23 protein-coding genes are annotated in these 25,802 nt (G+C 75.9%); 17 read left to right on the top strand and 6 right to left on the bottom strand.

Translation table 11 applies throughout. From position 1 onward, the window contains the following. The first annotated feature begins 49 nt into the window (after positions 1–49). From PH191_RS07635 to PH191_RS07670, 8 genes are all read left to right on the top strand, one after another. On the top strand, positions 50–2,716 hold the full coding sequence (locus PH191_RS07635) for an ATP-binding cassette domain-containing protein (protein ID WP_274194019.1): 2,667 nt from the start codon (positions 50–52) through the stop codon (positions 2,714–2,716). Further along, positions 2,713–4,377 (top strand): serine/threonine-protein kinase, encoded by a 1,665-nt coding sequence (locus PH191_RS07640; RefSeq protein WP_274194020.1) that lies wholly within the window; start codon positions 2,713–2,715, stop codon positions 4,375–4,377. The genes PH191_RS07635 and PH191_RS07640 overlap by 4 nt, the downstream gene beginning before the upstream one ends. Before the next feature lie 177 nt (positions 4,378–4,554). Further along, complete coding sequence (locus tag PH191_RS07645) at positions 4,555–6,483, top strand: serine/threonine-protein kinase (protein ID WP_274194021.1); 1,929 nt, start codon at positions 4,555–4,557, stop codon at positions 6,481–6,483. A gap of 60 nt (positions 6,484–6,543) precedes the next feature. Further along, positions 6,544–8,508 carry a hypothetical protein gene (locus PH191_RS07650; RefSeq protein WP_274194022.1) on the top strand — a complete coding sequence of 655 codons (1,965 nt, stop codon included), beginning with the start codon at positions 6,544–6,546 and terminating at the stop codon, positions 8,506–8,508. 244 nt (positions 8,509–8,752) lie between these two features. Further along, positions 8,753–9,280 carry a hypothetical protein gene (locus tag PH191_RS07655; RefSeq protein ID WP_274194023.1) on the top strand — a complete coding sequence of 176 codons (528 nt, stop codon included), beginning with the start codon at positions 8,753–8,755 and terminating at the stop codon, positions 9,278–9,280. 53 nt (positions 9,281–9,333) lie between these two features. After that, on the top strand, positions 9,334–9,597 hold the full coding sequence (locus PH191_RS07660; RefSeq protein WP_274194024.1) for an FHA domain-containing protein: 264 nt from the start codon (positions 9,334–9,336) through the stop codon (positions 9,595–9,597). Between the two features lie 66 nt (positions 9,598–9,663). Further along, the gene (locus PH191_RS07665; protein ID WP_274194025.1) at positions 9,664–9,963 is read left to right on the top strand and encodes a hypothetical protein; all 300 of its coding nucleotides are present in this window, start codon (positions 9,664–9,666) and stop codon (positions 9,961–9,963) included. A gap of 191 nt (positions 9,964–10,154) precedes the next feature. Then, positions 10,155–10,451, top strand: coding sequence for a hypothetical protein (locus tag PH191_RS07670; protein ID WP_274194026.1), 297 nt, complete (start codon positions 10,155–10,157; stop codon positions 10,449–10,451). Positions 10,452–10,611: 160 nt separating this feature from the next. Here PH191_RS07670 and PH191_RS07675 read toward each other — a convergent pair whose 3' ends face one another. Further along, on the bottom strand, positions 10,612–10,746 hold the full coding sequence (locus PH191_RS07675) for a hypothetical protein (protein WP_274194027.1): 135 nt from the start codon (positions 10,744–10,746) through the stop codon (positions 10,612–10,614). 291 nt (positions 10,747–11,037) lie between these two features. Further along, positions 11,038–12,471 carry an HNH endonuclease signature motif containing protein gene (locus PH191_RS07680; protein WP_274194028.1) on the bottom strand — a complete coding sequence of 478 codons (1,434 nt, stop codon included), beginning with the start codon at positions 12,469–12,471 and terminating at the stop codon, positions 11,038–11,040. Positions 12,472–12,706: 235 nt separating this feature from the next. On the opposite strand from PH191_RS07680, the gene PH191_RS07685 reads away from it, so the two are divergent. Continuing rightward, positions 12,707–13,357 carry a DUF4190 domain-containing protein gene (locus PH191_RS07685; RefSeq protein WP_274194029.1) on the top strand — a complete coding sequence of 217 codons (651 nt, stop codon included), beginning with the start codon at positions 12,707–12,709 and terminating at the stop codon, positions 13,355–13,357. Positions 13,358–13,369: 12 nt separating this feature from the next. After that, a complete protein-coding gene (locus PH191_RS07690; RefSeq protein WP_274194030.1) occupies positions 13,370–13,954 on the top strand; it encodes an ASCH domain-containing protein in 585 nt (194 codons plus the stop codon). On the opposite strand, the gene PH191_RS07695 is transcribed toward PH191_RS07690, so the two are convergent. Further along, positions 13,951–15,150, bottom strand: coding sequence for an erythromycin esterase family protein (locus PH191_RS07695; protein ID WP_274194031.1), 1,200 nt, complete (start codon positions 15,148–15,150; stop codon positions 13,951–13,953). The two genes, PH191_RS07690 and PH191_RS07695, sit on opposite strands and share 4 nt — an antisense overlap. A gap of 236 nt (positions 15,151–15,386) precedes the next feature. Between PH191_RS07695 and PH191_RS07700 the strand changes: the two genes are divergently transcribed. Together PH191_RS07700 and PH191_RS07705 are read left to right on the top strand one after the other, a co-directional pair. Then, the gene (locus PH191_RS07700) at positions 15,387–16,586 is read left to right on the top strand and encodes an acyl-CoA dehydrogenase family protein (RefSeq protein WP_274194032.1); all 1,200 of its coding nucleotides are present in this window, start codon (positions 15,387–15,389) and stop codon (positions 16,584–16,586) included. Then, on the top strand, positions 16,583–17,683 hold the full coding sequence (locus tag PH191_RS07705) for an acyl-CoA dehydrogenase family protein (RefSeq protein ID WP_274194033.1): 1,101 nt from the start codon (positions 16,583–16,585) through the stop codon (positions 17,681–17,683). The genes PH191_RS07700 and PH191_RS07705 overlap by 4 nt, the downstream gene beginning before the upstream one ends. A gap of 7 nt (positions 17,684–17,690) precedes the next feature. Here the strand turns inward: PH191_RS07705 and PH191_RS07710 are convergent, their stop codons facing one another. Continuing rightward, the gene (locus PH191_RS07710; protein WP_274194034.1) at positions 17,691–18,041 is read right to left on the bottom strand and encodes a tautomerase family protein; all 351 of its coding nucleotides are present in this window, start codon (positions 18,039–18,041) and stop codon (positions 17,691–17,693) included. 164 nt (positions 18,042–18,205) lie between these two features. Between PH191_RS07710 and PH191_RS07715 the strand changes: the two genes are divergently transcribed. The 3 genes from PH191_RS07715 (at position 18,206) to PH191_RS07725 (ending at position 21,791) form a co-directional block, all read left to right on the top strand. Then, the gene (locus PH191_RS07715; RefSeq protein ID WP_274194035.1) at positions 18,206–20,434 is read left to right on the top strand and encodes an FUSC family protein; all 2,229 of its coding nucleotides are present in this window, start codon (positions 18,206–18,208) and stop codon (positions 20,432–20,434) included. A 20-nt stretch (positions 20,435–20,454) separates the two neighbouring features. Next, positions 20,455–21,507, top strand: coding sequence for an MBL fold metallo-hydrolase (locus PH191_RS07720; protein WP_274194036.1), 1,053 nt, complete (start codon positions 20,455–20,457; stop codon positions 21,505–21,507). A 68-nt stretch (positions 21,508–21,575) separates the two neighbouring features. Further along, entirely contained in the window at positions 21,576–21,791 is a 216-nt protein-coding gene (locus tag PH191_RS07725) for a dodecin family protein (protein WP_274194037.1), read from the top strand. 166 nt (positions 21,792–21,957) lie between these two features. On the opposite strand, the gene PH191_RS07730 is transcribed toward PH191_RS07725, so the two are convergent. After that, positions 21,958–23,157, bottom strand: a complete 1,200-nt coding sequence (locus PH191_RS07730) for an erythromycin esterase family protein (protein ID WP_274194038.1) — start codon at positions 23,155–23,157, stop codon at positions 21,958–21,960. 184 nt (positions 23,158–23,341) lie between these two features. On the opposite strand from PH191_RS07730, the gene PH191_RS07735 reads away from it, so the two are divergent. Together PH191_RS07735 and PH191_RS07740 are read left to right on the top strand one after the other, a co-directional pair. After that, the gene (locus tag PH191_RS07735) at positions 23,342–23,590 is read left to right on the top strand and encodes a hypothetical protein (protein WP_274194039.1); all 249 of its coding nucleotides are present in this window, start codon (positions 23,342–23,344) and stop codon (positions 23,588–23,590) included. Between the two features lie 95 nt (positions 23,591–23,685). Then, on the top strand, positions 23,686–24,951 hold the full coding sequence (locus PH191_RS07740; protein WP_274194040.1) for a glycoside hydrolase family 88 protein: 1,266 nt from the start codon (positions 23,686–23,688) through the stop codon (positions 24,949–24,951). On the opposite strand, the gene PH191_RS07745 is transcribed toward PH191_RS07740, so the two are convergent. Beyond that, positions 24,948–25,733, bottom strand: coding sequence for an SDR family NAD(P)-dependent oxidoreductase (locus PH191_RS07745; protein WP_274194041.1), 786 nt, complete (start codon positions 25,731–25,733; stop codon positions 24,948–24,950). The two genes, PH191_RS07740 and PH191_RS07745, sit on opposite strands and share 4 nt — an antisense overlap. Positions 25,734–25,802: the final 69 nt, after the last annotated feature.

Consider the following 25,802-nt stretch of genomic DNA (forward strand, 5'->3'; position numbering starts at 1 on the left):
GTGGCGTGTGAGGGGCCGGGTCTCGGGCCGGCCCGCGAGGAGGTCGGCCGTGCACCCCGTGGAACCCGTGCCCCGGCCCGCGGGGGGACGGCGACCCGCCCGCGGCCGGCCGCTCACGGCTCCGCAGCTCGAGCTCACACACGGTGACCGCCGGCTGGTGGTCCCGCCGGGCCGGCCGGTCACGATCGGCCGCGACGAGGCGGCCGGGTTCCAGGTGGTGCACCCCCTCGTCTCCCGCATCCACGTCGAGCTGCGGCCGCTGCCGACGGGGTGGGAGCTGATCGACCGCAGCCGCAACGGGGTGTTCGTCGCCGGCGAGCGTCTGCAGCAGTTGCGGCTCTCGCCCGGGGCGACGCCGAGGCTCACGCTCGCGCTCGGGCACGGCGGGCCCGAGGTGCAGGTCGCGCTCCGGGCGGTCGGCGCCGACCCCGGCGCCCCGCCGGTGCCGATGGCCGCGCCCCTCGTCCCGCCCGCGGCCCGCCCCGCCGGGCCCGACTCCCGTCCGGTCCCCGCCCCGCCCGGCTCCCCGCACCGCCCCCGGCACGACCCGCTCGCCGGCCCGTCCCCCGACGACGTCGGTGCCGACGGGCCGAGCCGTCAGGGGCGCCTCTCCGCGGTGCACCGGCTGCCGCCGGCCGCTCCCTTCGCTGCTCCGTCCGCCGCTCCGTCCCCCTCCCCCGAGCCGGCGCCCACCGCGCGCATCTCCACCGCGGCACCAGGAACCCCCGCCACCCGCATCCGGATCGGCCGCGAGACCGACAACGACGTCGTCGTCAGCGACCTCCTGGTCTCGCGCCACCACGCCGAGCTCCGCGCCGACGGCGCGGGCGGCTGGGAGCTGATCGACCTCGACAGCCCCAACGGCACCTACGTCGACGGCCGGCGCATCCACCGCGTGCCGCTGCGCCCCGGGATGCTCGTGGGCATCGGGCACGCGCTGTTCCACCTCGACGACGCCGAGGGCGGGGTGCTCGTCGAGCGCGAGGACGCCGGCGCGATCGCGTTCCGCGCCGAGGACCTCGTGGTCCGCACCCCGAAGGGCCGGACGCTGCTCGACCGGGTCGGGTTCGCGCTCGAGGAGAAGAGCCTGCTCGCCGTCGTCGGCCCGTCCGGGGCCGGGAAGTCGACGCTGCTGCGCGCGCTCACCGGGTTCCGGCCCGCCGACGAGGGCACCGTCACCTACGCCGACCGCGACCTCTACGCCGACTACGACGAGCTGCGCCAGCGCATCGGGCTCGTACCGCAGGACGACATCCTGCACCCGCAGCTCACGGTGCGACGCGCGCTGGCCTACGCCGCGCGGCTGCGCTTCCCGTCGGACACCACGGAGGCCGAGCGCGACCACCGCATCGACGAGGTGATCGGCGAGCTCGGGCTCACCGGCCAGGCCGAGCAACGCATCGACTCCCTCTCCGGCGGCCAGCGCAAGCGCACCTCGGTCGCCCTCGAGCTGCTCACCCGACCGTCGCTGCTCTTCCTCGACGAACCCACCTCCGGCCTCGACCCGGGGCTGGACAAGTCCGTCATGCGCACCCTGCGCGGCCTCGCCGACGACGGCCGCACCGTCGTCGTCGTCACCCACAACGTCGCCCACCTCGACGTCTGCGACCGCCTGCTGCTCCTCGCCCCCGGCGGGACCGTCGCCTACTTCGGACCGCCCCAGGAGGCCCTCGCCTACTTCGGCGTGCACGACTTCGCCGACCTCTTCCTGCTCCTCGAGCGGGAGTCCGGCGCCGACTGGGGCGAGCGGTTCCGCCACTCGGCCGTGGCCGAGCGCTACATCGGCACGCCCCCGCCGACGCGGGCGCCCGGCCCGTACGGCGTCCCGACCCCGGCCCCCACCACGGCCCCGGCCGCACCGCCGCGACAGCAGTCGGCGCTCGCGCAGTTCGGCGTCCTCGCCCGGCGCTACCTGGCCGTGATCGGCGCCGACCGCCAGTACACGATCTTCATGGTGGCCCTGCCGCTGCTGCTGGCGGCGCTGTCGCACGCCCTGCCCGTCGACACCGGCCTATCGCTGGCCGAGCAGCTGCGCGGCGTCCCGGGTGCGCCGCAGAGCCTGCTCATGGTGTTCGTCGTCGGCGCCGCCCTGATGGGGTCGGCGGCGTCGATCCGCGAGCTGGTCAAGGAACGCGAGATCTACCGCCGCGAGCGCGCGATCGGGCTCTCGCGCGGCGCGTACCTGCTCTCCAAGGTCGTCGTGCTCGGCGTGATCACCGGCCTGCAGGGCCTGGTGCTCGGGGTGCTCGGCACGCTGGGCCGGCCGGGTCCCGACGAGGCCGTCCTCCTCGGCGACCCGCGCGTGGAGATCCTCGTCGCGATCGCCGCCACCACGATCGCCAGCATGGCCGTCGGGCTCGCCGTGTCTGCCTGGATCGACAACGCCGACCGCGGCATGCCGCTGCTGGTGCTGCTCGCGATGCTGCAGTTCATCCTGTCCAGCGCGCTGCTGCAGATCCAGGACAGCCCGGTGCTCGCCCAGCTGTCGTGGCTCGTGCCCGCCCGCTGGGGCTTCGCGCTCGGCGCCTCGACCATCGGCGTACGCAGCGGCCCCGGCGTCCCGCCGCCCTACACCGAGGCCGAGCCCCTGTGGGACCACGACGCCGCCACATGGCTGTTCGACCTGGGCGCCCTGGCCGGCGTCACCGTGCTGTTCGTCGTCGTCACCGCACTGCTGCTGCGCCGCCTCGACCCGCGCGCCCGGAGGGTCGGATGAGCATCACCCTGCCGCCGCGGCAGCACGCCACCGACGTCGAGTGCTTCGGCCCGTACCGGCTCGAGGAGCGCCTCGGCGGCGGGGGCACGGGTGAGGTGTTCCGCGCCCACGACACGGTCCGCGAGCGCACCGTCGCCCTCAAGCGCCTGCGCCCCGACCTCTCCGAGGACGAGGGGTACGCCGAGCACGTTCGCCGGGCCACCCGCGTGGCCGCCCGGCTCGCGTCGCCGCACGTGATCCCGATCCACGACGTCGGGACGATCGACGGCGTGCTGTTCGTCGACATGGCGCTGGTGGCGGGGGCCGACCTCGCCCATGAGATCGCCGAGCACGGCCCGCTCGGGACGGCACGCGCCGCCGCAGTGGTGCGCCGGGTGGCGGACGCGCTGGACGACGCGCACGCCGACGGCCTCGTGCACGGCGCCGTCACGGCGTCGAACGTCCTGCTCTCGCACCACTGCGGGCGCGAGGTCGTCCACCTCACCGACTTCGGCGTCGCCGGCCCCGGCGGCACCCGCGCCGACGACGTCCACGCGCTCGGCTGCCTGCTCGTCGAGGCCCTCACCGGGCGCCCGGCCTTCCCCGACGACGACCCGTGGACCACGGCGGGGCGCCGGTACGACGAGCCGCCGCGGGTCACCGACCGGCGTCGGGGGCTCCCGGCCCCGGTGGACGCGGTGGTCGCCCGCGCGCTGGCCCCGTCGCCCGCGGACCGCTACGCCTCGGCCGGTGAGCTGGCCGACGCTGCGCACACCGCGCTCACCGGCTCCCGGACCGCGGGCGGCCGCCTCGACCCCGGCCGCGGGACCACCGGCCCCACCACCGGACCCCCGACCGGTGGGCCGACGGGCGGTGGGCCGACGGGCGGTGGGCCGACGGGCGGTGGGCCGACGGGCGGTGGGCCGACGGGCGGTGGGCCGACGGGCGGCACGCCGGCCGTGCGCTACGTCCCGGCACCGGCGGGAGCGCCGGCCTGGCCCCTCACCACGGTGCCCGCCCCGCGCGGGGCCACCGCGCCGGCGCGGGCCCCCGAGCTCGCCGGGCCCCCGACGGGCCCCGCCGCTCCCGCGCCGCGACCTCCGGCCCCGCGACGCTCCCGCCGGCCGTGGTGGATCGCGCTCGGCGCCGTGCTGCTCGTGCTCGTCGCGCTGCTCGCGTCGTGGGCCCTGCTCGCCGGCAGCAGCACGGCACCGGCGCCCGCGCCGCCCGTCGAGGCCCCCGTGACGAGCCGGCTCGCCGCCGCGTTCCCGGACGTCGCAGCCCCCGGCGGTCACTGCGCGTCCTACCCGGCCGGCGAGGGCGAGTACGTGACGTCCACCGGCGCGCGGGCCCTGTCGGTGATCCGCTGTGACTACGGCGCGGCCGTGCCGGGCGGGTACGTCTACTACACGGAGTGGCCGACCACGACCGACGCCCGGCGGTGGCAGGCGGACCAGGCGAGCCGGGGTCCGGCGCTCGACGGCGTCTCGCAGTGGCACGACGGCGCCGGTGCGCCGCAGGGGCCGGTGCACACCCACGCCTCGCCCGACGGCACCGTCTACGCCACCGCGGCGTACGCCGAACGGCCCTACAGCTTCGACGTCGTCACCCGATCGCTGGAGGGAGCGCACCGCATGCTCCCCGCGATGCGCCTCCTGCCCGCCGCGCAGGTCCCGGCCTGAGGAGCCCCTCGTCCGGGGCAATGCCCTCGCCGACGGGCTGCCGTTCTCACGTCGAGTAAGGAAACTCTGCGAAAAGTGTGAGCCCACTGGCCCAGTCCGAGGCGATCGCACATACTCTCGGTGACTTTCATCCGGGGGGAAGGTCTTCCCGGATTCCCCGACGCAGGAGAGCGCCCCATGAGCACCGAGGCCCCGGGCCACTCGCCCTCGCCGTCCGCCGGCGACCCGGTGGAGATGTTCGGGCCCTACCGTCTCGAGGAGCGCATCGGGCGCGGCGGGATGGGCGAGGTGTACCGCGCGTTCGACACGTCCCGCCAGCGCACCGTCGCCGTCAAGCGGCTGCACGGCGGGCTCGCCGACGACGGCGACTACCAGGAGCGCTTCCGGCGCGAGTCGCGCACCGCCGCGCGCCTCTCGTCGCCGCACGTCATCCCGATCCACGACTTCGGCACCATCGACGGCCGCCTCTACATCGACATGCGGCTCGTCTCCGGCCTCGACCTGGCCGACGAGATCGAGCGCCACGGCCGGCTCGACCCGCGTCGTGCGGCGGAGATCGTCCGCCAGACCGCCGATGCCCTCGACGCCGCGCACGACGACGGCCTCATCCACCGCGACGTCAAGCCGTCCAACGTGCTGATCACCCAGCACCGCGGCCGCGACTTCGTCTACCTCGTCGACTTCGGCATCGTCCGCGCGATGGGCGGCGACACCAAGAGCTCGCTCACCGGCACCGGCTCGGCGATCGGCACACTCGCCTACATGGCCCCGGAGCTGTTCCTCGGCCGCGAGATGGACCGCCGCGTCGACGTCTACGCGCTCGGGTGCCTGCTGTTCGAGGCTGTCGCGGGGCGCCCGCCGTTCCTCTCCGAGGGCCCCGGGCTCATGTACGACCACCTCAACGAGACCCCGCCGCGGCTCTCCGAGGTCGCGCCCGGGTCGCCGCCCGCGCTCGACGCGGTGCTCGCGACGGCGATGGCCAAGGACCCGGCCCAGCGCTACGCGACCGCCGGCGACTTCGCCGACGCCGCCCTGCAGGCCGTCGGTGGCGAGGCGCCCGCGGGCGAGACCAGCGCACCGGACGACGGCACCGCCCGCCACGGTGCCGGCGGCGCGTTCGCCGCCGGGGCGGCCGGGGCCGGCCTGGGTGCCGCGGCCGGCCCGCGGTCGTCCGGCCCGCAGGGCGTCACCCCCACGTACGTGCCCGGGCCCCGTCCGAGCTCCGGCCCGCAGGCCCAGCCGTGGACGCCGGGCGGCCCGACGCAGGGACCGTCGCCGTTCGGCACGCCGCAGGGTTCGGGACCCCAGCCGGGTGTCGGGTCCGGCCCGCAGCCCGGCTACGCCACGCAGGGCTACACCGGCGGTCAGCCCGGGTTCCCTGGCGGCGCACAGGGATACGGACAGCCGGGCTACGGCACCGGCCCGTACCCGCCGCCCCCGGGCGGCCCGCAGACCGGGTGGTACGGCCCGCCCCCGCAGCCGCCCAAGAGCGGCAAGGGCAAGATCATCGCGATCGTCGCCGGCATCGCCGCGGTGCTGCTGCTCGTCGCGGTGGGCGCGGTCGTGCTGCTCAACCAGGACCCGGCGCCCCCGGTCGCCCAGCCGACCCCGGGGACGACCGCGGGACCGTCGTCGCAGGCCGGACCGACCTCGCCGACGACGCCCACGCCGCCGGCCGGTCAGCCCGCGCTCTCGCAGGTCTTCCCGGACGTGACGAGCTCCAACTGCCAGCTGATGGACCCCGCCACGGCTCCCCTGCGGGCCCAGAACGGCGCGACGTCCATCGAGTCCTACTCGTGCGACTACTCGAGCGTCGTCCCGGGCGCCACCGTGTACTTCGCCCGGTGGTCGGACGCGGCGGGCGCCCGGGCCTGGTACGACGACACCGCCGCGCTCGGCCCGCGCATCGAGAACTTCGACGTCTGGCAGGCCGGCGGGGTCGAGCAGGGCCCGCTGTACACGGCGCAGTCCAGCACCGGCGTGATCTCCACCGGCATCTACGAGGGCCTGAACTACAGCTGGGAGATCCGCACCAGCAACCTCGACCAGTCGAACCAGGTGTTCCAGGCGCTGCGCTTCCGCGCCAAGTCGACCTTCGGCGGCTGACGCCCTTCCCGACGCGACGGGCCCGGCCACGAACTGGATCGTCGAGGACTGGACGGACGAGTGACCGACGGCGAGACGCTCTCGGGTGGGCACTACCGGCTCGGGGCGTCGCTGACGGGCGCCGGAGCGGGTCGGGTGACGGTCCGGGCGGCCCGTGACGAGTGGGGCGACCGTGACGTGGTGGCGGTGGCGCTCGCACCGGACGGTCGGGACGCGCCACCCGCTCCCGACGCGCTGACCCGCGTCGCCCGCGACATCCGCCGTCTCGTGGCGGCGTCGCACCCCGGCCTCGCGCCGGCGGACGACGTCGCGGCCGGCGCGGACCGCGAGCTGTGGCTGGTGCACGACCTGCCCGCGGGCGTGCGCGGTCTCGCCGACGACGGCCCCGTGACGCCAGTGGTGGCGCTGCGGCGCGCCGTGGTGCTGGCCGGGGCGCTGGGGGCGGCCCACGCGGCGCGGGTGGTGCACGGTCGGGTCGGCGCCGACGTCCTTCGGGTCGGCGGGGACGACGCCGTGTGGCTCCTCGGCGCGCCGTCCGGGGTGCGCCCGTCGGACCGGCCGGGCGCCGAGGACGACGACACCCGCGCCCTCGCCGCAACGCTCCTGGACGCCGGCACGGACGACAGCGAGCCGGAGCTCGCGGCGCGCCTGGCGGCGGTCCTCGAGCGCGCGGCGCACACGACGCCCGACGGGCCCGGGGACCTCGGTGCGACCCTGCGCCGCGAGCTCGGCGAGCTCGGCGGGCTCGGCGGGCCGGAGGAGGCCCCGCCGGTCCGGCTCACCGAGGTGATCCCGACGGCGACGGCCACCGGCGCCTGGTCGCCGACCCGCCCGGTGCCCGCCGAGCCCGCGGCGGACCCGGCGCCTGCGCACGAGCGCACCACGACCCCCGTCCTGGTGTCGCCGCACGGGCGGGGTCCGGCGGCGCCGGTCCTCCCCCACCCCGCGCGAGGCATCCCCGCGCGGCGCCCCGTCGGGATGGCCCCACCCCGTCCCTCGGCCCCGATGCCGGCTCGTCCCGGGGCGCCGCCTCGGCGACCGGGGCCGGGCGCCGCTCCCTCGGGGCCCGGGCGCCCCCCGACCCGCACGGGCGTGGTCGTCGTGGCCGTCGCGGTCGTCGTGCTCCTGCTCGCCGGCGCCGTCGCGGCGGTGCTCGTCCTGGGGTCCGACGCGGCACCGGCCGGGCCGAGCGACCGCGTCGTCCCCGCGGCGATCGGCGACCCGCGCACCGTCGACCCCTGCGGCCTCGTCGACCCCGCCGCCCTCGCGGCGCGCGCCGGCGGCGAGGCCCGGGTCGTCCCCGACCTCGGCGGCCCCGCCGCCTGCGTCGTCGACGTCGCGGCGCCGGGCGGGGACGTCGCGGTGATCGCGACCCTCGAGCCCGTCGCCACCACCGTGGGCGCCGCGCAGGTGGAGCGGGTCGGGTCGCTGCTGGTCCGCCGGGTGGCGCCGCAGCCCGGCTCCTGCACCCGCACCGTCGTGACCACCGAGGGCGTCCAGGTCTCGCTCGACGCGATCGCCCCCGCCGGCTCGGGTGCCGACCTGTGCGCCGCGGCCGACACCGCGACCGACGCGACGCTGCGCGTGCTCCAGCAGGGCACGACGTTGCCGCGCCGCGCCACCGAGGACCCGCCGACGGCCCTGACCTCCGTCGACACCTGCCGCCTGCTCACGCGGGCCGACCTCGGCGCGGTGCCGGGCCTCGACCCGGCCTCGGTCGCCCCCGGTGTGGGCGGCTGGTCGTGCCGGTGGGGCACCGACGCGGACGGCGTGGTCGACGTGGGTGTCGAACGCCGCCGGGCCTTCGCGTCGACCGCGGACGTCGCCGGCCGGCAGGCCGCCGTCACCCCGCAGCAGTCCTCGTGCGACGTCGCCCTCGCCCAGCGCGCCTACACCGCCGCGGACGGGAGACCGCGGGTCGAGGTCCTCGAGGTGACGGTGTTCGGCGCACGACCCGCTGACGCCCTCTGCGCCGACGCGACCCGCCTCGCCGCCGCCATCGTGCCCCGTGTGCCCCCGCCGTGAGCGGTCCCGGGATCCGTGCTGTGGTCCGAGCTGTGTCACGTGCTGGGAGGGCCGGGCAAGGGGATGCGCGTCCGCGTGGGATGTCCGACACTGCCCCGGCCGGCGGTAACGCCCGCCACCGATCATCCCGATACTGCGGCGTCACGATCTGGGGCATCGCCATCCGGGGCAACACGCTCCCGAGGCCGATCGAGGAGGCCGACATGACCAGCGCCCACCCGACCCTCGCGCGGAGCGCGGCGTCATGGCGGTGACCGCTCCTGCTGTCGGCGCCGGGCGCGGACCCTGGATCGCCAGCGCCGCCCTCGCCGTCGCGATCGTCGTGGCCGCCGGGCTGGCGGTCCTGACCCTGGTGTCCGCGCCCTCGTCGACCGCGTCGCAGCCCGAGGCCGTGGCCCCCGCCCCGGCGGCGCCCGCCGCTCCGGCGTCGCCGGCCGCCGTCCCGCCGCCCGCCGGTGCCCCGGCCACTGCCGACACCGCCGGACGCGCCCTGCCCGCCGCCGTCGCGACGGGCACCGGGGAGCTCTACACCGCCCTCGGCGCCGGCGACCTCCCGGCCGTCCAGGCCCGGTACCGCCCGTCGGCTGCGTTCGACGCCGCCCCGTGGTCGCAGGTGGCGCCGCTGCTGGCCGAGCCGGCCAACCGCGAGGCGCTCCTCGCCGCCCTGCGGGAGCCCCCGCAGCGCCGTACCGGCATCTACCGGTTCGCGGCCGGCGGCGCCGTCGTGGGTGTGGACACCCAGGGCCGGATGGGCTTCCTGCTGCTGCCCTGATCACCGGCCGACGTCGTCCCTCCCTTCCGGCTGAACGGAGAAGGTCCGAGTCCATGGCGTACGACCCCGGGCGCGGGGGTGCCCGTCCTGGCATGTCCGGGCCGGCGCCGCTCGAGGTCCGCGCGGCCGGTCACCGTCGCACGCTGCGGCCCGGCGAGACGCTGGTCGTCGGCCGTGACGAGGCGTCGGACCTGCAGCTCGTCGGCGCCCGGGTCTCGCCCGAGCACCTGCTGATCCGCTCCACGGCGGACGGGTGGCAGCTCGTCGACCGCAGCCGCAACGGGTCGTTCGCCGGGGCCGCCCGTTCCGGGAGCTGACGGTCGCCGCGCCGGTCACCGTGCGGCTCGGGGACGCCCGGGCGGCCGCTGCTCGTGCTGCTGGCGATGTTGCAGTTCATCCTGTCCAGCGCGCTGCTCCACATCGGCGGGAGCCCCGTGCTCGCCCAGCTGTCGTGGCTCGTGCCCGCCCGTTCGGGCTTCGCGCTCGGCGCCTCGACCATCGGCATCCCCAGCGGGCCCGGCCTCCCGACGCCGTGCCGCGAGACTGATCCGCTGTGGGCCCACGACGCCCTGAGCTGGGTGCTCGACCTCGGTGCGCTCGTCGGGCTCACGGTGCTGTTCGCGATCGCCACCGCGGTGCTCCTGCGGCGCGTCGAGCCGATCCGCGGGGGCCGCCGGCGCTGAGGGGCCTGCCAGCGTTCCCTCAGGAACATCGCCCACCGCTCCCGGCGTCAGAGGGTCGACAGTGATCGCGACCTCGGCGAGGAGAGCACCATGAGCGAGCCCGGCACGGCCGACAGCGCCTACACCGCCGACAACGCACCACCTGCGGCCCGGACGGCGGCCTGATCTCCTTCCCGGCCGGCACGCCGACCATGACCTCGTTCGACGGCGACCACGACGGCTACTACGAGACATCGGCCACCGACGCCGACGGTGACGGCTACGCCGAGACGGCGTCGGCCGACGAGGACCGCGACGGCTACGACGAGTTCGCGCTCTCCGACCACGACCGCAACGGCGCCGTCGACGAGGTCGTCGTCGACACCGACGCCGACGGCTGGGGCGACGCCGCCATCACTGACGGCGCGCCGTACGGCGCGGCCGGGACGGTGGCCGTGGCCGACATGGACAACGACGGCTACGCGGACCTCGTCGTCCCGGGCCCCTGACACCGGCACCGCCGGCAGCACCGGCACGGCCGGCACGGCCGGCACTCCTCATGATCCGGGGGACTATCGTGTACGACGTCAGGCACCGGTCGCACCCAGCCGACTGGGCCCACGGGCTCATGGGTGGCTCCGCCGCCCAGCCGCCGTTCGGGTCGCCGCCCTACGGCGTTCCACCGTCGAGCGCCTCGGCGCCGTCCGGCCGCTCGCCGTACCCGTGCGGGCCGGCTCCCGTCGTGCCCCCGCAGCGCACGGCGCGGTTCGGGAGCTCGTACCCGCGCACGGCGCCGTACCCCACCCGTCCTCCCGGCGCGCCTCCACGATGGGGTCGCAGGGTGCCCATCGGCGTGATCGCGGGCTCACGGCCCTCGTGCTCGCCGTCGTGGTGACGCTGGTCGTGCTGATCGCCCGTGCGGCGCCTGGTGCGGCACAAGGCAAGCCGGGGCCGACGGCGGGCGAGCGCCAGGTGATGACTACACACGACGCGTACACGTTCGGCATCGACACGAACACCCATGTGCCGAGCGACGTGGTGTCGCCGCGACCCGTTCCGGCCGGGCACCCGGAGCGCACTCTGACGCGACGCGGGTCAGACGACGGCGGCGGATCGTCCGCCGGGTCTGGGTTGTCGGTCGGGGTCGATCCAGGGTGGCGGGGTGAACCACGGGAGGCCGTCGATCATGTCGATTCGCCAGTGCCCGTGGTGGATCACTTGGTGGTGGTGTCGGCAGAGCAGGGTGAGGTTGTCGAGGGAGGTCGGTCCGCCGTTGCCCCAGTGGTCGATGTGGTGGGCGTGGCAGCGGCGGGGTCGGCGGGTGCAGCCGGGGAAGGCGCAGCCGCCGTCGCGGAAGTTCAGCGCCCGGCGCATCGCGTCGGGGATCAGCCGGGAGCGGCGCCCGATGTCCAGCGGCTCGGACTTGGAGCCCAGGACGAGGGGGACGATGTCGGCGTCGCAGGCCCAGCGGCGGACGGTGGCCGGGTCGGCCAGGGCGCCGGAGTCCAGCGTGCCGTGCCCGGTCGCGAGCTGGAGCCAGCGGTGGTCCATCGTGATCGTCAGCAGCGCCCGCCCGGGCCCGCGGGCGGTCTCTGCTGCGGGCGCGGCGGGTTCGGGGCGGCGGGGTTCGGGGATCAACGCGTCCTCGAGCGGCGCGCCGTCGCCGGCGTCAACGGCATCGGTCTCGTCGGCACCAGCCGTGTCGTTGGCTCCCGAGTCATCGGCCTCCGGGTCGGTGCCGTGCTCGTGGCCGGGCCCAGGCCCCGGCTCGTCGGCCTCGGCCTCGTTCTGGCGGGTGTCGGTGACCAGCCCGTTCGGTCCGAGGGCGTCGGCGAACACTTCCTTGAACGCGCAGGCCTGCCGGTTGCCCAACGACCGGTGGTCGTCCGAGCCGGTGGGGGTGGCGAGCACCTGGATGCCTTCGCGGATCGACTCGGCGTCGACGGCGTCGTGGATCCGGATCCGCATCTCCAGGGTGCCGTCCCGGTCCGAGGTCATCTTCAGGTCGTCGAACAGGTCGGCGTCCTCGTCCGGCGCCGCCCCGTCGGGGTCCAGCTTGGCCAGCAGCGCCTCGGCGAGCCGGCGCAGCGTCGCCGGCGGGAACAGGGTCGCCTTCTCCGCCAGGTAGGCATCCGCGGCCGGGACCTCGGCGGGGTCGACGTGCTCCATCCTGTCGATCTTGGTCATGGTGCGGCGGATGATCGCCACGTGCTCCGGGGAGATTTCCCCCGAGGCCAGCACCGTCGCGGTGCACGGCAACCGCGGCGGCAGCGGCTGGCCCTGCAGCGTCATCCGCGGAGCGAGGTCCTCGGCCTCGGCGACCAGCCGCCCGGCCTTCGACGGGTCCAACCGCCAGTTCTCCTGCAGCAACCGCTCGGTGCTGCGGTCCCCCGTCACCGCCGCGAGCCCGAGCCGATCCATCTCCGCGATCCGCTCCAGGCGCCGGTAGTAGGCCTGGTTGCCCGCGATCTCCTCGGCGCGGGCAGCCGCGAGCGCCTCGCGCTCCACGACACCCACGCCTTCGCTCATGTGTTCGATTCTAGAACCGACCCCCGACAGCCACGGCCGGTTCGAGGAATCCCGCCGCCACCTCGTCGACTCCTCGAGGTCGGCGGCTCGACCTGCCGCCCGCGCAGCAACCACGGCCGCGGAGGCCCCACCGATGGCGGCGCTCGCCCTGTCGCTCCTCGACATCAGCGCCGTCGACCGCACCGGTCGGGTCGGAACGATCAGGTCATCCGCCGGCGCCTCTAGGATGCCGAGCGTGAGCTCGCCGTGGGAATCGCACCGCGACCGGTCGTCCGAGCCCGGCAACGGGCCGTCCTCCGGGTCGGGGTCGCAGGACGGCCCGATGCCGTACTCCCCACCGACGCCGTACCCGGAGCCCTCGGCGCCCGACTCGCTCGGGCTGGCGCCCTACAGCGACCCGTATCAGTCGGACCCGTACTCCTCCGGCTCCGAGCCGTACTCCTCGAGCGCCTACGGCCCCAGCCCGTACGGGCCGCCCACGCCGTACCCCTCCGGCAACCAGGGCCAGGCGCCCTACGGCCAGGCTCCCTACGGTCAGGGCCAGTTCGGACAGGGCCAGTACAACCAGTACGGCCAGAGCCAGTACGGCCAGAACCAGTACGCCCAGCCCTACGGCGCCGGCCCCTACGCCCAGGCCTATCCCCCGACCCGGCCGGTGTCGGGGCTCGCGATCGCGGCGCTGGTCTGCGGCATCGTCGGCTTCTTCACCGCCGGCCTCGCCTCCATCCCGGCCGTCATCTGCGGGCACATGGCCTGGCGCGAGACGAGCAGCGGCACCCACTCCGGCCACGGGATGGCGATCGCGGGGCTCGCCCTGGGCTACCTGCAGATCCTCGGCTGGGCCCTGTTCTGGCTGATCCTCATCGGCAGCGTCGCCACCGTCTGAACCGGCCGACCCGTGCTCTTCGCCCTGCGCTTCGCCGAGCCGATCGCGCGCGGCGAGGTGGACCTGACGTTCCGGCGCTGGAAGCGCGCGCAGGTCCGGCCCGGACGGCCGTACCGCACGCCGGTCGGCCGGCTCCAGGTCGACGAGGTCGACGTCGTGTCGCCCGGCGACCTGGTCGACGCCGACGCCCGGCGCGCCGGGTTCGACTCGGTCGAGGCGATGCTGGCCGAGGCCGACAAGCACGCCGCGCCGGACGCCGAGCTCTACCGCGTCCGCTTCCACAAGCTCGACGAGCCCGACCCGCGCTCGGAACTCGCGGCGAGCGTGCCCGACGCCGACGACCTCGCCGCGGTCCGCCGCCGCCTCGACGCCATGGACGCCCGCAGCAGTCACGGGCCGTGGGCCTGGGCGACGCTCGCGGCGATCGCCGAGCGCCCCGCCGTGCGCGCCCCCGACCTCGCGGCGTCCTTCGGTCGCGAGACCGCGCCGTTCAAGGCCGACGTCCGGCGGCTCAAGGCGCTCGGTCTGACGCACTCGCTCCCGGTCGGCTACGAGCTGTCCCCGCGCGGGCGGGCCGTGCTCGATTACCGCAGCTAACGCGCCCACGCCGGGTGCACCGTGCGCACGACGGCGATGCCGTCGAGGTCGGTGCCCGGCCGGCACGGCACCACGGCACCGGCGGGTGACGACGACGAGATCTCGTCGCCCACCGACCGCCGGGTGACCCCGTCCGAGGCCCACGTCGCCACGGCCGGCGGGGCAGCGTCGAGAGAGCGCAGATCGACCACCGGGTCCCGCGGGCTGGCGGCGAGCACCGCGGCCTCGAGCGACCCGCCCGGCGCGGCGGGCAGGCGCTGGACCTTGGACGTGCGCGACACACCGAACAGCCGCCGGCGCAACGCGCGCGTCCTCCCCTCGCCCGCCGAGAGCACCAGCGGGCGGTAGGCGTCGCCGAGGCGTGCGCGCAGGTGGGAGCCCGCGCTCGGTGGGTCCTCGCGGGCGACGACGTGGTCGGCCTGCGCCCAGAGGACCACCCGCCCGTCCGGGCCCGCCGCGTCGAGGGCCTCGAGCACGCCCTCGGCCATGAGCCGCTCGGCCACGGCGTCCGCGCCCTCGGGAGGCGCGGCGGCGAGCTCCGCGGCGCGGGCGAGGAACCCGGCGTGCCGCACTGCCTCGGCGTTCTGCTCGGGCGAGGTGGCGGCGACGAGCGCCGGCACATCCTGGTCGAGCCGCGCCCGCACCCGGTCCACCGCGGCGCGCGCGGTGTCGTCGGCGTGCCCGAGAGCGAGGTCGGCGAGGGCGTCGGCGACGGTCGCGAGCAGGTCCGGGTCCACGGTCCGCAGGAAGGTGCCGACGACGCGGACGGCTTTCGCCGGCCGGCGGGGGTCGACGCCGACGACCCGGACGTGCGCCCCCGACAGTCCGCGCACGAGCTCGAGCACCTCGCGGGTGTTCCAGCTCCAGGAGCCGAGCGACTCGAGCGCCTCGCCGGCCGACCCCGTCCCTTCCCGGAGGTGGTCGTCGAGCACCGTGGTGCCTGCGTCGCTCGCCTGCAGCGCGAGGGTGCGGACGCCGGCGTCGCGCACGAGCCCCTCGATCAGCCGGTGGGCGAGCTGTGCCAGCTCACGGGTGCCGACCACCGCGGGGCCGAGCGCGAGGACCCGCGCGTCGGCGGCGGCGGCGATCCAGGCCGCGACGCCGTCCTCGACGGCCGCGCCGTCCTCCAGGTCGTCCGGCACCGCGATCGGTCGCGCGTGCGCGGCGAGCCACTGCGTCACCTCGGTGTCGGTCACGGCGTGCACCCTGGCAGGCACCCCGTCGCGCCGACAGCGGGAGGGCCGCAGCCACCTCGCCGAACTCTCGGTGAGCCACACCGCGGCACGACCCACCTCGCAATCTCTCGGCAGTCTCATCAGCGCACCCCCGCACTGGTGACACTCCCGAGAGATCGAACTGGAGAGGTCCGTGGACCCGTCGGCGTTCCGGGGAAGGGGTCGACACGGCCCGGCCGGCGACGCAGGGTGCAGGGGTGACGACCACGGACAGCCCGCCCGACGCCGCAGCGTTGGCCACGCGGGTCGAGGAGTTCCTCGCCGCCCACGACCCGTCGACCACCGAGCCCGGCGAGTTCCTGCGCGCACGCTTCGCCGCCGGCCTCGCGTGGGTGCACTACCCGGCGGGGCTGGGCGGTCTCGGCGCCGAGAACGGCATGCAGGCCGCCGTCGACGCCGCGTTCGCCGCGTCCGGGTCACCCGAGAACCGGCCGCGCCTCAACGTCATCGGCCTGGGCATGGCCGCGCCGACGATCCTGCGCTTCGGCGACGACGCCCAGAAGCAGCGCTGGCTCCCGTCGCTCTGGACGGGCGAGGACATCTGGTGCCAGCTCTTCAGCGAGCCCGGCGCGGGCTCGGACCTCGCGGGCGTCGGCACCAGCGCGGTGTGGGACGGCGACGCCTGGGTGCTCAACGGGCAGAAGGTGTGGACCTCGATGGCCCACCACGCCCGCTGGGGCATCCTGCTCGCCCGCACCGACCCCAAAGCGGTCAAGCACCGGGGCCTGTCCTACTTCGTGGTCGACATGGCCGCGCCCGGGGTGGAGGTCCGCGGGCTGCGGCAGATCACCGGCGAGGCCGAGTTCAACGAGGTCTTCCTGACCGACGTCCGCATCCCCGACGACCAGCGCCTCGGCGAGGTCGGGCAGGGCTGGGCCGTCGCGCAGTACACGCTGATGAACGAGCGCGTCGCGATCGGCGGCGGCACGCTGCCGCGCGAGAGCGGCGCGGTCGGGTCCCTGGCCGCGCGGTGGCGCGAGCACCCCGAGGCGCACACCCCCGGCCTGCACGACCGGATGCTGCGGCTGTGGGTCGAGACCGAGGCCGCCCGCCTCACCGCGGAGCGCCTCGGCCAGCAGCAGGCCGCGGGTCAGCCGGGTCCCGAGGGCTCCGGTGTCAAGATCACCTACGCCCGTCTGAACCAGGAGTGCTCGAGCCTGGAGCTCGAGCTGCGCGGCGAGGACGCCCTGCGCTACGCCGACTACACCGAGCGCCGCCCCGAGGTCGAGGACTACGCCTCCCGCGACGCCGGCTGGCGCTACCTGCGCTTCCGCGCCAACTCCATCGAGGGCGGCACGTCGGAGATCCTGCGCAACGTCATCGCCGAGCGAGTGCTCGGCCTGCCCGCCGAGGCCCGTGCCGACAAGGACGTCCCGTGGAAGGACCTGCCGCGATGAGCGCTCCCCGTACGCCCGTCACCGGAGATCTCCTCTACTCCGACATCGAGGACGACCTGCGCGCGAGCGTCCGCGCGCTGGTCGACAAGCAGGCGCCGTGGGACGCCGTGCTCGCCCGGACGGACACCGACGAGCCGGTCGACACCGACCTCTGGAAGCGACTCACGCAGGAGATCGGCGTGGCGGGCCTGCCCGTGCCCGAGGAGCGCGGCGGCGCGGGCGCCTCGTGGCGCGAGGTCGCCGTCGTCGCCGAGGAGCTGGGCCGCGCCGTGGCGCCCGTCCCGTTCCTCGGCACCGCGGTCGCGACGGCCCTGCTGCTCGGGACCGCGGAGGACGAGCTCCTCGCCGCCGTCGCCGCCGGCGAGCGCACCGCCGCCCTGGCCGTCGGGGCCACGCGCGGGGCGGGACGTCCGGTGCCGGTGACCGTCGAGCGCCAGGGAGCCGGCGACCTCCTGCAGGGCACGATCACCGCCGTCATCGACGCGGTGACCGCGGACGTGCTGCTCGTGCCGGTCTCGGAGGGCCTCGCGATCATGGAGGCCGACGGGGACGGGGTGACGCGCACGACCGCCGAGTCGCTCGACATGACCCGCCGCCTCACCGACGTGACGTTCGACGGGGCGCCGGCGCGGATCGTCGCGGGTGCCGACGTCGATCGCGCGCTCCGGATCGGGGCCGCGGTCCTCGCCTCCGAGCAGCTCGGGCTCGCGGAGCGCTGCCTCGCCGACACCGTCGCCCACCTGCGCGATCGGCACCAGTTCGGCCGGCAGCTGGCGTCGTACCAGGCCCTCAAGCACCGTCTCGCCGACCTCTGGGTGGCGATCACCCAGGCGCGCGCCACGGCCCGCTACGCCGCCCGGTGTGCCGCCGACGACTCCCCCGACCTCCCGATCGCGGCCGCCGTCGCCGCGGCGCACTGCTCCGAGGTGGCCCTGCTCGCCGCCGAGGAGGGCCTGCAGCTCCACGGCGGCATCGGGTTCACCTGGGAGCACCCGGCGCACCTGTTCCTCAAGCGCGCCCGCGCCGACGCCCTGCTCCTGGGCTCGGCGGACCACCACCGGTCGGTGCTGGCCGACCTGTGCGCGCTGCCCGCGTGAGCTCAGGTCACGGCTCGACCATCCCCTCGGCGGCGAGCTCCGAGAGGTAGACCCACACCACGTCCGCGGAGACGTCCGTCGCCGCGACCACCGCCTCGCGGACCGCGGTCGCGAGGGCCTTCGTCGTGGCCTCCTCGCCGCCGGCGGGCAGGTGCCCGCGCACGAACACCGACCCCACCGGTGCCGTGCGGCCCCCGACGAAGTGGTCGCGACCCTGCAGGTCCTCGATGATCACCTGGACCGAGGACGAGGATCCGCCCGTCAGCCGGGTGTGCGTGTCGGTCAGCTGCTCGGCGAGCCGCGCTCGCCGTCCCGGTCCCAGCGTCTCGGTGCGCGCACGCACGAGGTAGGTCGGCACGTCGGGCTCCCTCTGATCGTCGGTGACGCGACGAAGCCTTGCCCGAGACCGGCCCCTCGTCCAGTCCCGGCTTCATCCGGATTTCACCTGCGGGCGCCCGGGCCTCGGTCGCGACCGGCGCGCTGTCCCTCGTGCTCGCGCCCGGCGGACGGCAGACTCGCCCCATGGCCGGACGGCGGGGCTTGCGATGGCTCCTGCGCCACGACCCGGGGCTCGCCGCCAGCCGGCGCGCGGCCCGCGTCGCCGTCGTCGCGACGGTCGCCTTCATGGTGACCCGCTACGGCCTCGGGAGCCCGACGATCGCGGTCTACGCGGTGTTCGGCGCGATCGGGTTCGGCGTGCTCTCCCAGGTGGTCGGCACCCCGCGGGAGCGCACGCACACGCTCGTGGCCTGCTTCGTCGCCGGGACGGTGCTGGTGACGATCGGGACGCTGCTCGCCGGGAGCACGGCGGCCGCGACGATCGGGATGCTGGTGATCGGCGTCGTCATCGCGTTCCTGCCCACCGGCGGGCCGCGCGCCGCCGGCGTGGCCAGCGGCCTGCAGCTGCTCTACATCCTGCCGTCGTTCCCGCCCTACGCCCCGGAGACGCTGCCCGGGCGCCTGCTCGGGCTGGCCATCGGGATGGGGCTCCTCGCGATCGCCGACCGCGTCCTCTGGCCGCCCCGGCCGCTCGAGAGCTACGCCTGCCGCGCGGCCGCCGCGGCCCGGGCGATCGCGGACCTCGTGGACGCCGCGACCACCGGCGTCGGCGACCTCCCCACCCGCCGCGCCGTCGCGGAGCACGCCGACGGGCGTCTCAAGCTGCTCGCCACACCGTGGGAGGAGCGCCCGACCGGCCCGGGCGCCGAGGACCGCGGGCTCGCCCACCTCGGGGCCGCGCTGCGGGCGGTGCGCGGCCGTGTCGAGGCGCTCATCGCCGGCGACACCGAGAGCGCGGGCGACGCGTCCGCCGAGTGCGTCAACCCCGACGTCCGGGCGCCGCTGGCCGCGACCGCGGCGTCCCTGCGCCGCACGTCCGACGCCCTGCTCGGCCACGGTCCGCCGCCGGAGGTCGCGGACGTCGACGCCGCCCGCGCGGCGTACACCGCCCACCGCCTGGCCGCGCTCGCCACGATCGCCGACGGCGAGGAGGCCATCTCCCGCGCCCGGGCGGCCGTGGCCGTCGGACAGATCCTGTCGTCGGCCCGGGTCGCCGTGCAGGCCGCGCGCATCGTCGTCGACCCGCGGGGACGCCCCCGGACGCCGGCCCCGGGCGACCTCGCGTGGTGGACGACCGCGTCCACCCCGCTCCTGTGGTGGCGGCGGATCCGCGCCCACCTCTCGCCGCGGTCGGTGTACCTGCAGAACGCGGTGCGCCTCGGTCTCGGGCTCGCGCTGGCCCGGTTCGTGGCGGGCGAGCTCGACCTCTCGCACGGGCTGTGGGTCCTGCTGGCGACGCTGACACTGATGCGGACGTCGGTGATGACGACGCGCGCGACCCTGCTCCCCGCCATCGTCGGGACGACGGCGGGCGCGGTGCTCGCGGCCGGCCTGCTCGCGCTCGTCGGGCAGCAGACCGTGGTCTACGCGGTGCTCTTCCCCGTCCTGTGCGTCGCCGCCGTGGGCGCGGGCCAGGTGCTCGGGGTGATCGCGGGGCAGGCGTCGTTCACGCTGCTCGTCGCGGTCCTGTTCGCCCAGCTCGCGCCGGCGGGCCCGTCGCTGGCGGGCGCCCGCCTGCTCGACGTCGTCGTCGGGGCGGTGATCGGGATCGGGGTGGGCGCGGCGGTGTGGCCTGCGGGCGGCCACGGCGAGATGCGCCGGGACGCCGCCCGGTGCCTGCTCGCGAGCGCGGACCTCATCACCGCGATGGCGGCCTGGCTCTCCGGGGTGGGCGCACGCGACGAGGTCGCGCGGCGCCTCACGTCCGCCGACCACCGGATGCTGCTCTTCGAGGCGACGTTCCTGCAGTACCGGGCCGAGCGCCGCGGGCGGAACGAGGACGACGTCGACTGGTTCACGGTGCTCGGCGTGGTGCACCGGGCCGTCCGGGCGGCGCGCTCCGCGCTCGACGACCCCGCCGAGCCCGACACCGTGTCCCCCTGGCCCGACCTCGTCGAGCAGCTCCACCGCGACGCGGGTGTGCTGGCCGACGGGTACCGGGGGGTGGCGCGGGCGCTGCAGGCGGACCGCGACCCGGCCACCGATCCGGCCGCCCTCCTCGGGCTGCCGTCGGACTTCCTCGACCGCGCCCTGGGGGCGATCGCCGAGGCCCCGGGACGGCGCGAGCACCCGCGCGAGGCGCTCTGGCTCGTGTACGCCTGGGGCCGGCTGGGCTGGCTCGCCGACGACCTCGCCGTCCTCGGCGCGGTCCTCGCGCCCGCGCCGAGCAGGAGACGCGCGCTCGCGGCGTGACCGCGCCTACGCTCCCCCATGTGTGCCGTGAGCCCGCCAGTGCCGAGGACGTGCGCCTCGCGGCGCCGCGTCCCGCGCCGGGCCTCGCCGTCGACCCGATCGCACTCGCCCCGGTGGATGACGTCACCGTCACGGTGCTGACCGACAACGTCTTCGACGCGCTGCTCGCCGACGACGCCGTGGGCACCCGCGCACGGCTCGGCACCGGCAGTCGCGTACCCGGCGAGCAGTACGTCGACGGAGAAGCCGCGCCGGGTCTCGTCGCCGAGCACGGCTTCGCCGCCGTCGTCACCGTGCGCCGCGGCGACCACGAGCACACCCTGCTCTTCGACACCGGTGTCTCCCCGGAGGGCATGGCGTCGAACGGACGCCGCCTCGACGTCGACCCCTCGGCGTTCGCGGCGGTCGTCCTGAGCCACGGTCACGGCGACCACACCGGCGGCTTCCCGGGCCTCGTGCGCTGGCTCGGGCGCCACGACCTCCCGCTCGTGCTGCACCCCGACGCCTTCACCCCGCGCCGCCTCGCCCCGCCCGCCGCGCCGCCGTTCGTCATGCCGACCCTGTCGCGGCACGCCCTCGAGGGCGAAGGCTTCTCCCTCGTGGAGCGCCGGGTGCCGTCGGTCCTGCTCGACGGGTGCGTGCTGGTCACGGGCGAGGTCGACCGCGTCACCGACTTCGAGACGGGCATGCCGCACCACGAAGCCTGGGCCGACGGCGACTGGCGGCCGGATCCGTGGATCGTCGACGACCAGGCCCTCGTCGTGAACGTCCGCGACCGCGGCCTGGTCGTCATCACCGGCTGCGGGCACGCGGGCGCCGTCAACATCGCCCGCCACGCCCTGCGCCTCACCGGGGTCGAGCATCTGCACGCCCTCCTCGGCGGGCTGCACCTCAGCGGCCCGGGCTTCGAGCGCGTCGTCGAGCCCACCGTCGCCGCCCTCGCCGAGCTCGGCCCCGACGCCGTCGTCCCGGCCCATTGCACGGGCTGGCGCGCGCAGATGCGCCTCGCCACCGAGCTCCCGAACGCCTTCGTGCCCGGCTCCGTCGGCAGTCGGTACCGCTTCGCCGCGTGAGGTGTGGCCTGCGTCACAGCGGGCACTCCATCGGTGTCCGAGAGAACCGACCGAGGAGGCCCCAGCCCATGTCCGACAGCGTCTACCGCGTCACCCAGCTCATCGGGACCAGCACCGAGTCGTGGGAGAAGGCCGCGCAGACCGCGATCCAGACCGCGGCGAGTTCCGTGCGCGACCTTCGGATCGCGGAGCTCGACAAGTCCGACCTCGTGATCGAGAACGGGCAGATCACGCACTACCGCGTGCGGCTGTCCGTGTCCTTCAAGTACGAGAGCGAGACCTGACCGGCGGGACGGCACCATCCTCGTGGCGATCCTTCGGTTTTCGAAGCATTGTCACGAGGGTCGACCGGCGGGAACGGCGAGCGGACCAGGTCGGCGGGCGGCAAACTCCCGGCGCACGTCGTCCTGGGTCTGGCTCGTCGCGCCGACCTCTGGGTCACTCTGCGCGTCAGGTGATGTGCGCCGCGGGCTCCTGGTGCGGCAGGCAGTACAGCGCGTCGTAGCCCGCGAGCACGTCGACCGGGATGTGGGTCGTCGCGTGGCGGATGCTCGTCGGGCCCGGCGTGGCCCGGGCCGCGCGCAGGTCGAGCAGCACCGGCTCCGCACCCAGCCCGGCGTCGAGGACGGCCTGCTCCACGCTCCCGGGCTCCGGGTCCGGCAGCGGGTCGCTGTGCAGCGCGATCCCGTGGCGCTCGGCGTCGTCGAGCGCGAGGCCCGGCGTGGCGCCGGCGAGCGCGGTCAGCCCGACGACGACGTAGCCGTCGCCGTACGCCTCCGCGAGGGCCGTCCCCGCCGACGGGGCGCTGACCCCGGGCACGAAGGTGAACGGGACGCGCTGGACGTGTCCGTTGTGCGCGAGCACCACGACGCGCTCGCCGGTCTCCTCGCGCAGGAGGCGGACCGTCTCGGCCATGTGGACGTCCCGCGACGAGACCACCCGCGCCGGCGGGTCGGGCGCGAACAGCACCGCGAACTCGCGCAGCTGCTCGTCGAGACGCAGTGCGCCGAGCGCGAGGTGCCGGGCGACGCGGTGCTCCGGCCCGAGCGCCTCGACGCGCAGGAGCAGCCGCGCCAGGGCCGCGGTCGCGGCGTCGCGGGCCGGGGCGTCGAGCGCGGCGTACCGCGCCGGCGCCGCCCCGTTGTTCCCCGCGGCGTAGGGCCGGGTGGCCTCCAGGGCGCCGTCGACGAGGGGCACGGCGTCCGGGGCGAGGGCGGCGAGGTGCTCCCGGACGAGGCGCAGCGCGGGCTCCGGCGAGCCGCCCGACCCCGGGATGTCCAGGCCCGCGAACCGGACCCGTCCGCCCGCCTCCCGGTGCTCCCGCAGGCCCGTGACCAGCGCCTGCATCTCCGGGGCGTCGCCCGCGCGGAACGTGAAGCCGTCCCGCGCGAGGTCCTCCACCGCGCCGGGGCCGCCCCGGAGCCAGGCGTCGACCAGGAAGCCCTCCGCGTACCCCGACTCCAGCGCGACGACCCCGAAGCCGAGCTCGCGCACGAGGTGGCGCACCAGGCGCTCGCGCAGGGCGCCGAACTCGCCGACGCCGTGGTTGTTCTCGCCGATCGCGACCACCGGCGCGTCGCCGACGAGGTCGGCGAGCGCCGCCGGGTCGTCGGCGGGCAGGAGGCGCACCGACGCGGGGAGTCCGACCACGGGCGTCATGGTCCGACAGCGCGCCCCGCTCCGGCGAACGAGGTGACCGACCGACCGCCCGGAAGTTCGATCGTCAACCGAACGGGTGGTGTGGCGCCCGCCCGTTAACGACGGAGGCCTGCGCTACGAGAACCAGGCAACACGTTCCATCGGGGGAGCGTCGGGGGATTCATCGGGGGATGTCGTGGGCGTTCTGGCCATCGTGGGTGTCGTCGGTGCCGCGGGTGCGGGGGCGGGTGCGTGGATGGTCACGCCGCTCGCGTCGATGGCGCGCAAGGGCACGAAGGACGAGCAGACCGTCGCCGCCTGGCGCGCCGAGGCCGACCGCGCGGCCGCCGTGGTCCGCGCCCGTCGCCGTGCCGCGGTCGTCGCGAGCATCCCGGCACAGCGGACCGGCACGCACGACCAGCTCCGCTCGCCGCTCGCCGGCTGATCCGCCCGTCGGGCCAGGTGGGGGCGGCTGTTAGCCTCCTGCGCCCGAACGGCCGCCGTGACGTCCACGGCGGCCGGCGACCCGGGGGGTTCGCGATGGGAGCAGGCACGAAGACCGTGTGGCAGGGGTTGGTGGCCGCCGCGCTCGCGGCGGTCGCCCTCACGGGGTGCAGCTCGCCCCCGGCGCCCACCGCCCCGTCCGCACCGAGCGAGACACCGGTCGCCACGGCACGCGGCGCCTCCGTGGCCGCCGATCCGGCCGGTCCCGTCCTCACCTTCGCGGACGCGCGCCTGGCCGCGACGGCCGACGGGCTCGCACCGCCCGCCTACCCGGTGCGCACCAACCCGGACGGCACCTGGCTGACCAAGGACGCCGAGGACTGGACCGCCGGGTTCCTGCCGGCGGCGCTGTGGCGGGTCTTCGAGCGCACGCAGGACCCGGTGTGGCGCGACCGCGCCGAGCGCTGGCAGGCGCCGCTGACGTCGGAGACGACGCACGACGACACCGACCTCGGCTTCAAGATGTTCATGACCTTCGCGGTCGACCACCAGCTCACCGGCGACGAGTCCGCCAAGCAGACGGCCCTGGCCGCGGCGGACACCCTCGCCGCGCGCTTCAACCCGACCGTCGGGCTGATCCGCGTCTGGGACGATCGCGACGACGCGGAGAAGTACCAGGTCAACATCGACGCGATGATGAACCTGGAGCTCCTGTACTGGGCCGGGCAGAACGGGCGTCCGCAGTACACCGACATCGCGAACCGCCACGCGCAGCGCACCATCACCGACCTCGTGCGCCCCGACGGCAGCACGTCGATGTTCGGCGGCTACGACCAGCGCACCGGCGCGCTCCAGCGCACCTACACGATGCAGGGCTTCAAGGACGACTCCACGTGGGCCCGCGGGCAGGCGTGGGCGATCTACGGCTTCGCGACGGCGTACCGCTACACCCAGGACCCGCGCTACCTCGAGACCGCGCACCGCACCGCCGACTGGTTCACCGGGCACCTGCCCCCCGATCGCGTGCCCTACTGGGACTTCGACGTCCTCCAGGCGCCGCCGCAACCGCGGGACACCTCGGCGGCCGCCATCGCCTCGAGCGCACTGCTCGAGCTCAGCCAGGTCGACCCCGTGCGCGCCGCCGGTGACGTCGACGCGGCGCGCGGGATGCTCCGCTCGCTGTCGTCGCCGGAGTACCTGTCACGGAACACCCCGTTCCGCTCGATCCTGATCCACGGCACCCAGAACCTGCCCGAGGGCCAGCAGGACTCGGGGATCATGTTCGGCGACTACTACTTCGTCGAGGCGCTGAACCGCTGGGAACGCCAGGTCGGGCCGTCCACACAGCTGACGCAGGGCTAGAAGTTGCCTTTCACCGACCATCCGCCGTCCACCGGGTAGGTCAGGCCGGTGAGGAAGGCGCCCTCACGGAAGAAGTACGCCACCATCGACGCGATCTCCTCAGGGCGCCCGAGCCGGCGGATGAGGTGCGCGTCGGCGTTGGCCTGCTTCATCTCGGGCGTGATGTCGGCGAGGATCGGGGTGTCGATCGTGCCGGGCGCAATCGCGTTGATCAGCACGTTCCGGCTCGCGTACTCGAACGCCGCCTGCCGGGTCAGCGCCGCGACCCCACCCTTCGCCGCCGAATAGGACGCCAGGTTCGGCAGGCCCCGCAGCGCGGCGAGCGACGAGATGTTGACGATCCGCCCGCCGCCGCGCTCGATCATGCCCGGGATCACCGCGCGCATCCCGAGCCACGGTCCCTTGAGGTCGGTCGCGATCACCTCGTCCCAGGCCTCCTCGGTGAGCCCGGTGACGGTGTCCTCGCTCTGCAGGTTGACGACGCCCGCCACGTTGGCGAGCAGGTCGACACGGCCGAACGCGCCCTCGACGTCGGCGACGGCGTCGCGCCACGCGTCCCCGCGACGCACGTCCACCCGGACGGCGCGGGCGGTACCCCCGTCGGCGTCGATCTGCTTGACGGTGTCGGCGGTGTCCTGGATGTCGGCGCACGCGACGTGGGCGCCCTCGGCGCCCAGGCGCAGGGCGGTGGCGCGGCCGATGCCCTGCGCGGCGCCGGTCACGAGGGCGACGGAGCCGGCGAGGGACGCGGTACGCGGGTCGGGAACGGAGCTCGAGGTCACGGATACCTCCAGATGTGGGGCGACCACTCCAGTCGATCCGCGCCCCCGCCCCGTCGACAGGGCCGCGCC

The sequence above is a fragment of the Actinomycetospora callitridis genome, from assembly GCF_028737265.1.
In the GTDB taxonomy this organism is placed as follows: Bacteria; Actinomycetota; Actinomycetes; order Mycobacteriales; family Pseudonocardiaceae; genus Actinomycetospora; species Actinomycetospora callitridis.

Coding starts and splice junctions, on each gene's coding strand:
- PH191_RS07670 (WP_274194026.1), top strand. CDS start 10,155: ATGACCTCGTTCGACGGCGACCACGACGGCTACTACGAGACATCGGCC.
- PH191_RS07715 (WP_274194035.1), top strand. CDS start 18,206: ATGGCCGGACGGCGGGGCTTGCGATGGCTCCTGCGCCACGACCCGGGG.
- PH191_RS07705 (WP_274194033.1), top strand. CDS start 16,583: ATGAGCGCTCCCCGTACGCCCGTCACCGGAGATCTCCTCTACTCCGAC.
- PH191_RS07645 (WP_274194021.1), top strand. CDS start 4,555: ATGAGCACCGAGGCCCCGGGCCACTCGCCCTCGCCGTCCGCCGGCGAC.
- PH191_RS07655 (WP_274194023.1), top strand. CDS start 8,753: ATGGCGGTGACCGCTCCTGCTGTCGGCGCCGGGCGCGGACCCTGGATC.
- PH191_RS07740 (WP_274194040.1), top strand. CDS start 23,686: ATGGGAGCAGGCACGAAGACCGTGTGGCAGGGGTTGGTGGCCGCCGCG.
- PH191_RS07665 (WP_274194025.1), top strand. CDS start 9,664: ATGTTGCAGTTCATCCTGTCCAGCGCGCTGCTCCACATCGGCGGGAGC.
- PH191_RS07725 (WP_274194037.1), top strand. CDS start 21,576: ATGTCCGACAGCGTCTACCGCGTCACCCAGCTCATCGGGACCAGCACC.
- PH191_RS07640 (WP_274194020.1), top strand. CDS start 2,713: ATGAGCATCACCCTGCCGCCGCGGCAGCACGCCACCGACGTCGAGTGC.
- PH191_RS07660 (WP_274194024.1), top strand. CDS start 9,334: ATGGCGTACGACCCCGGGCGCGGGGGTGCCCGTCCTGGCATGTCCGGG.
- PH191_RS07680 (WP_274194028.1), bottom strand. CDS start 12,471: ATGAGCGAAGGCGTGGGTGTCGTGGAGCGCGAGGCGCTCGCGGCTGCC.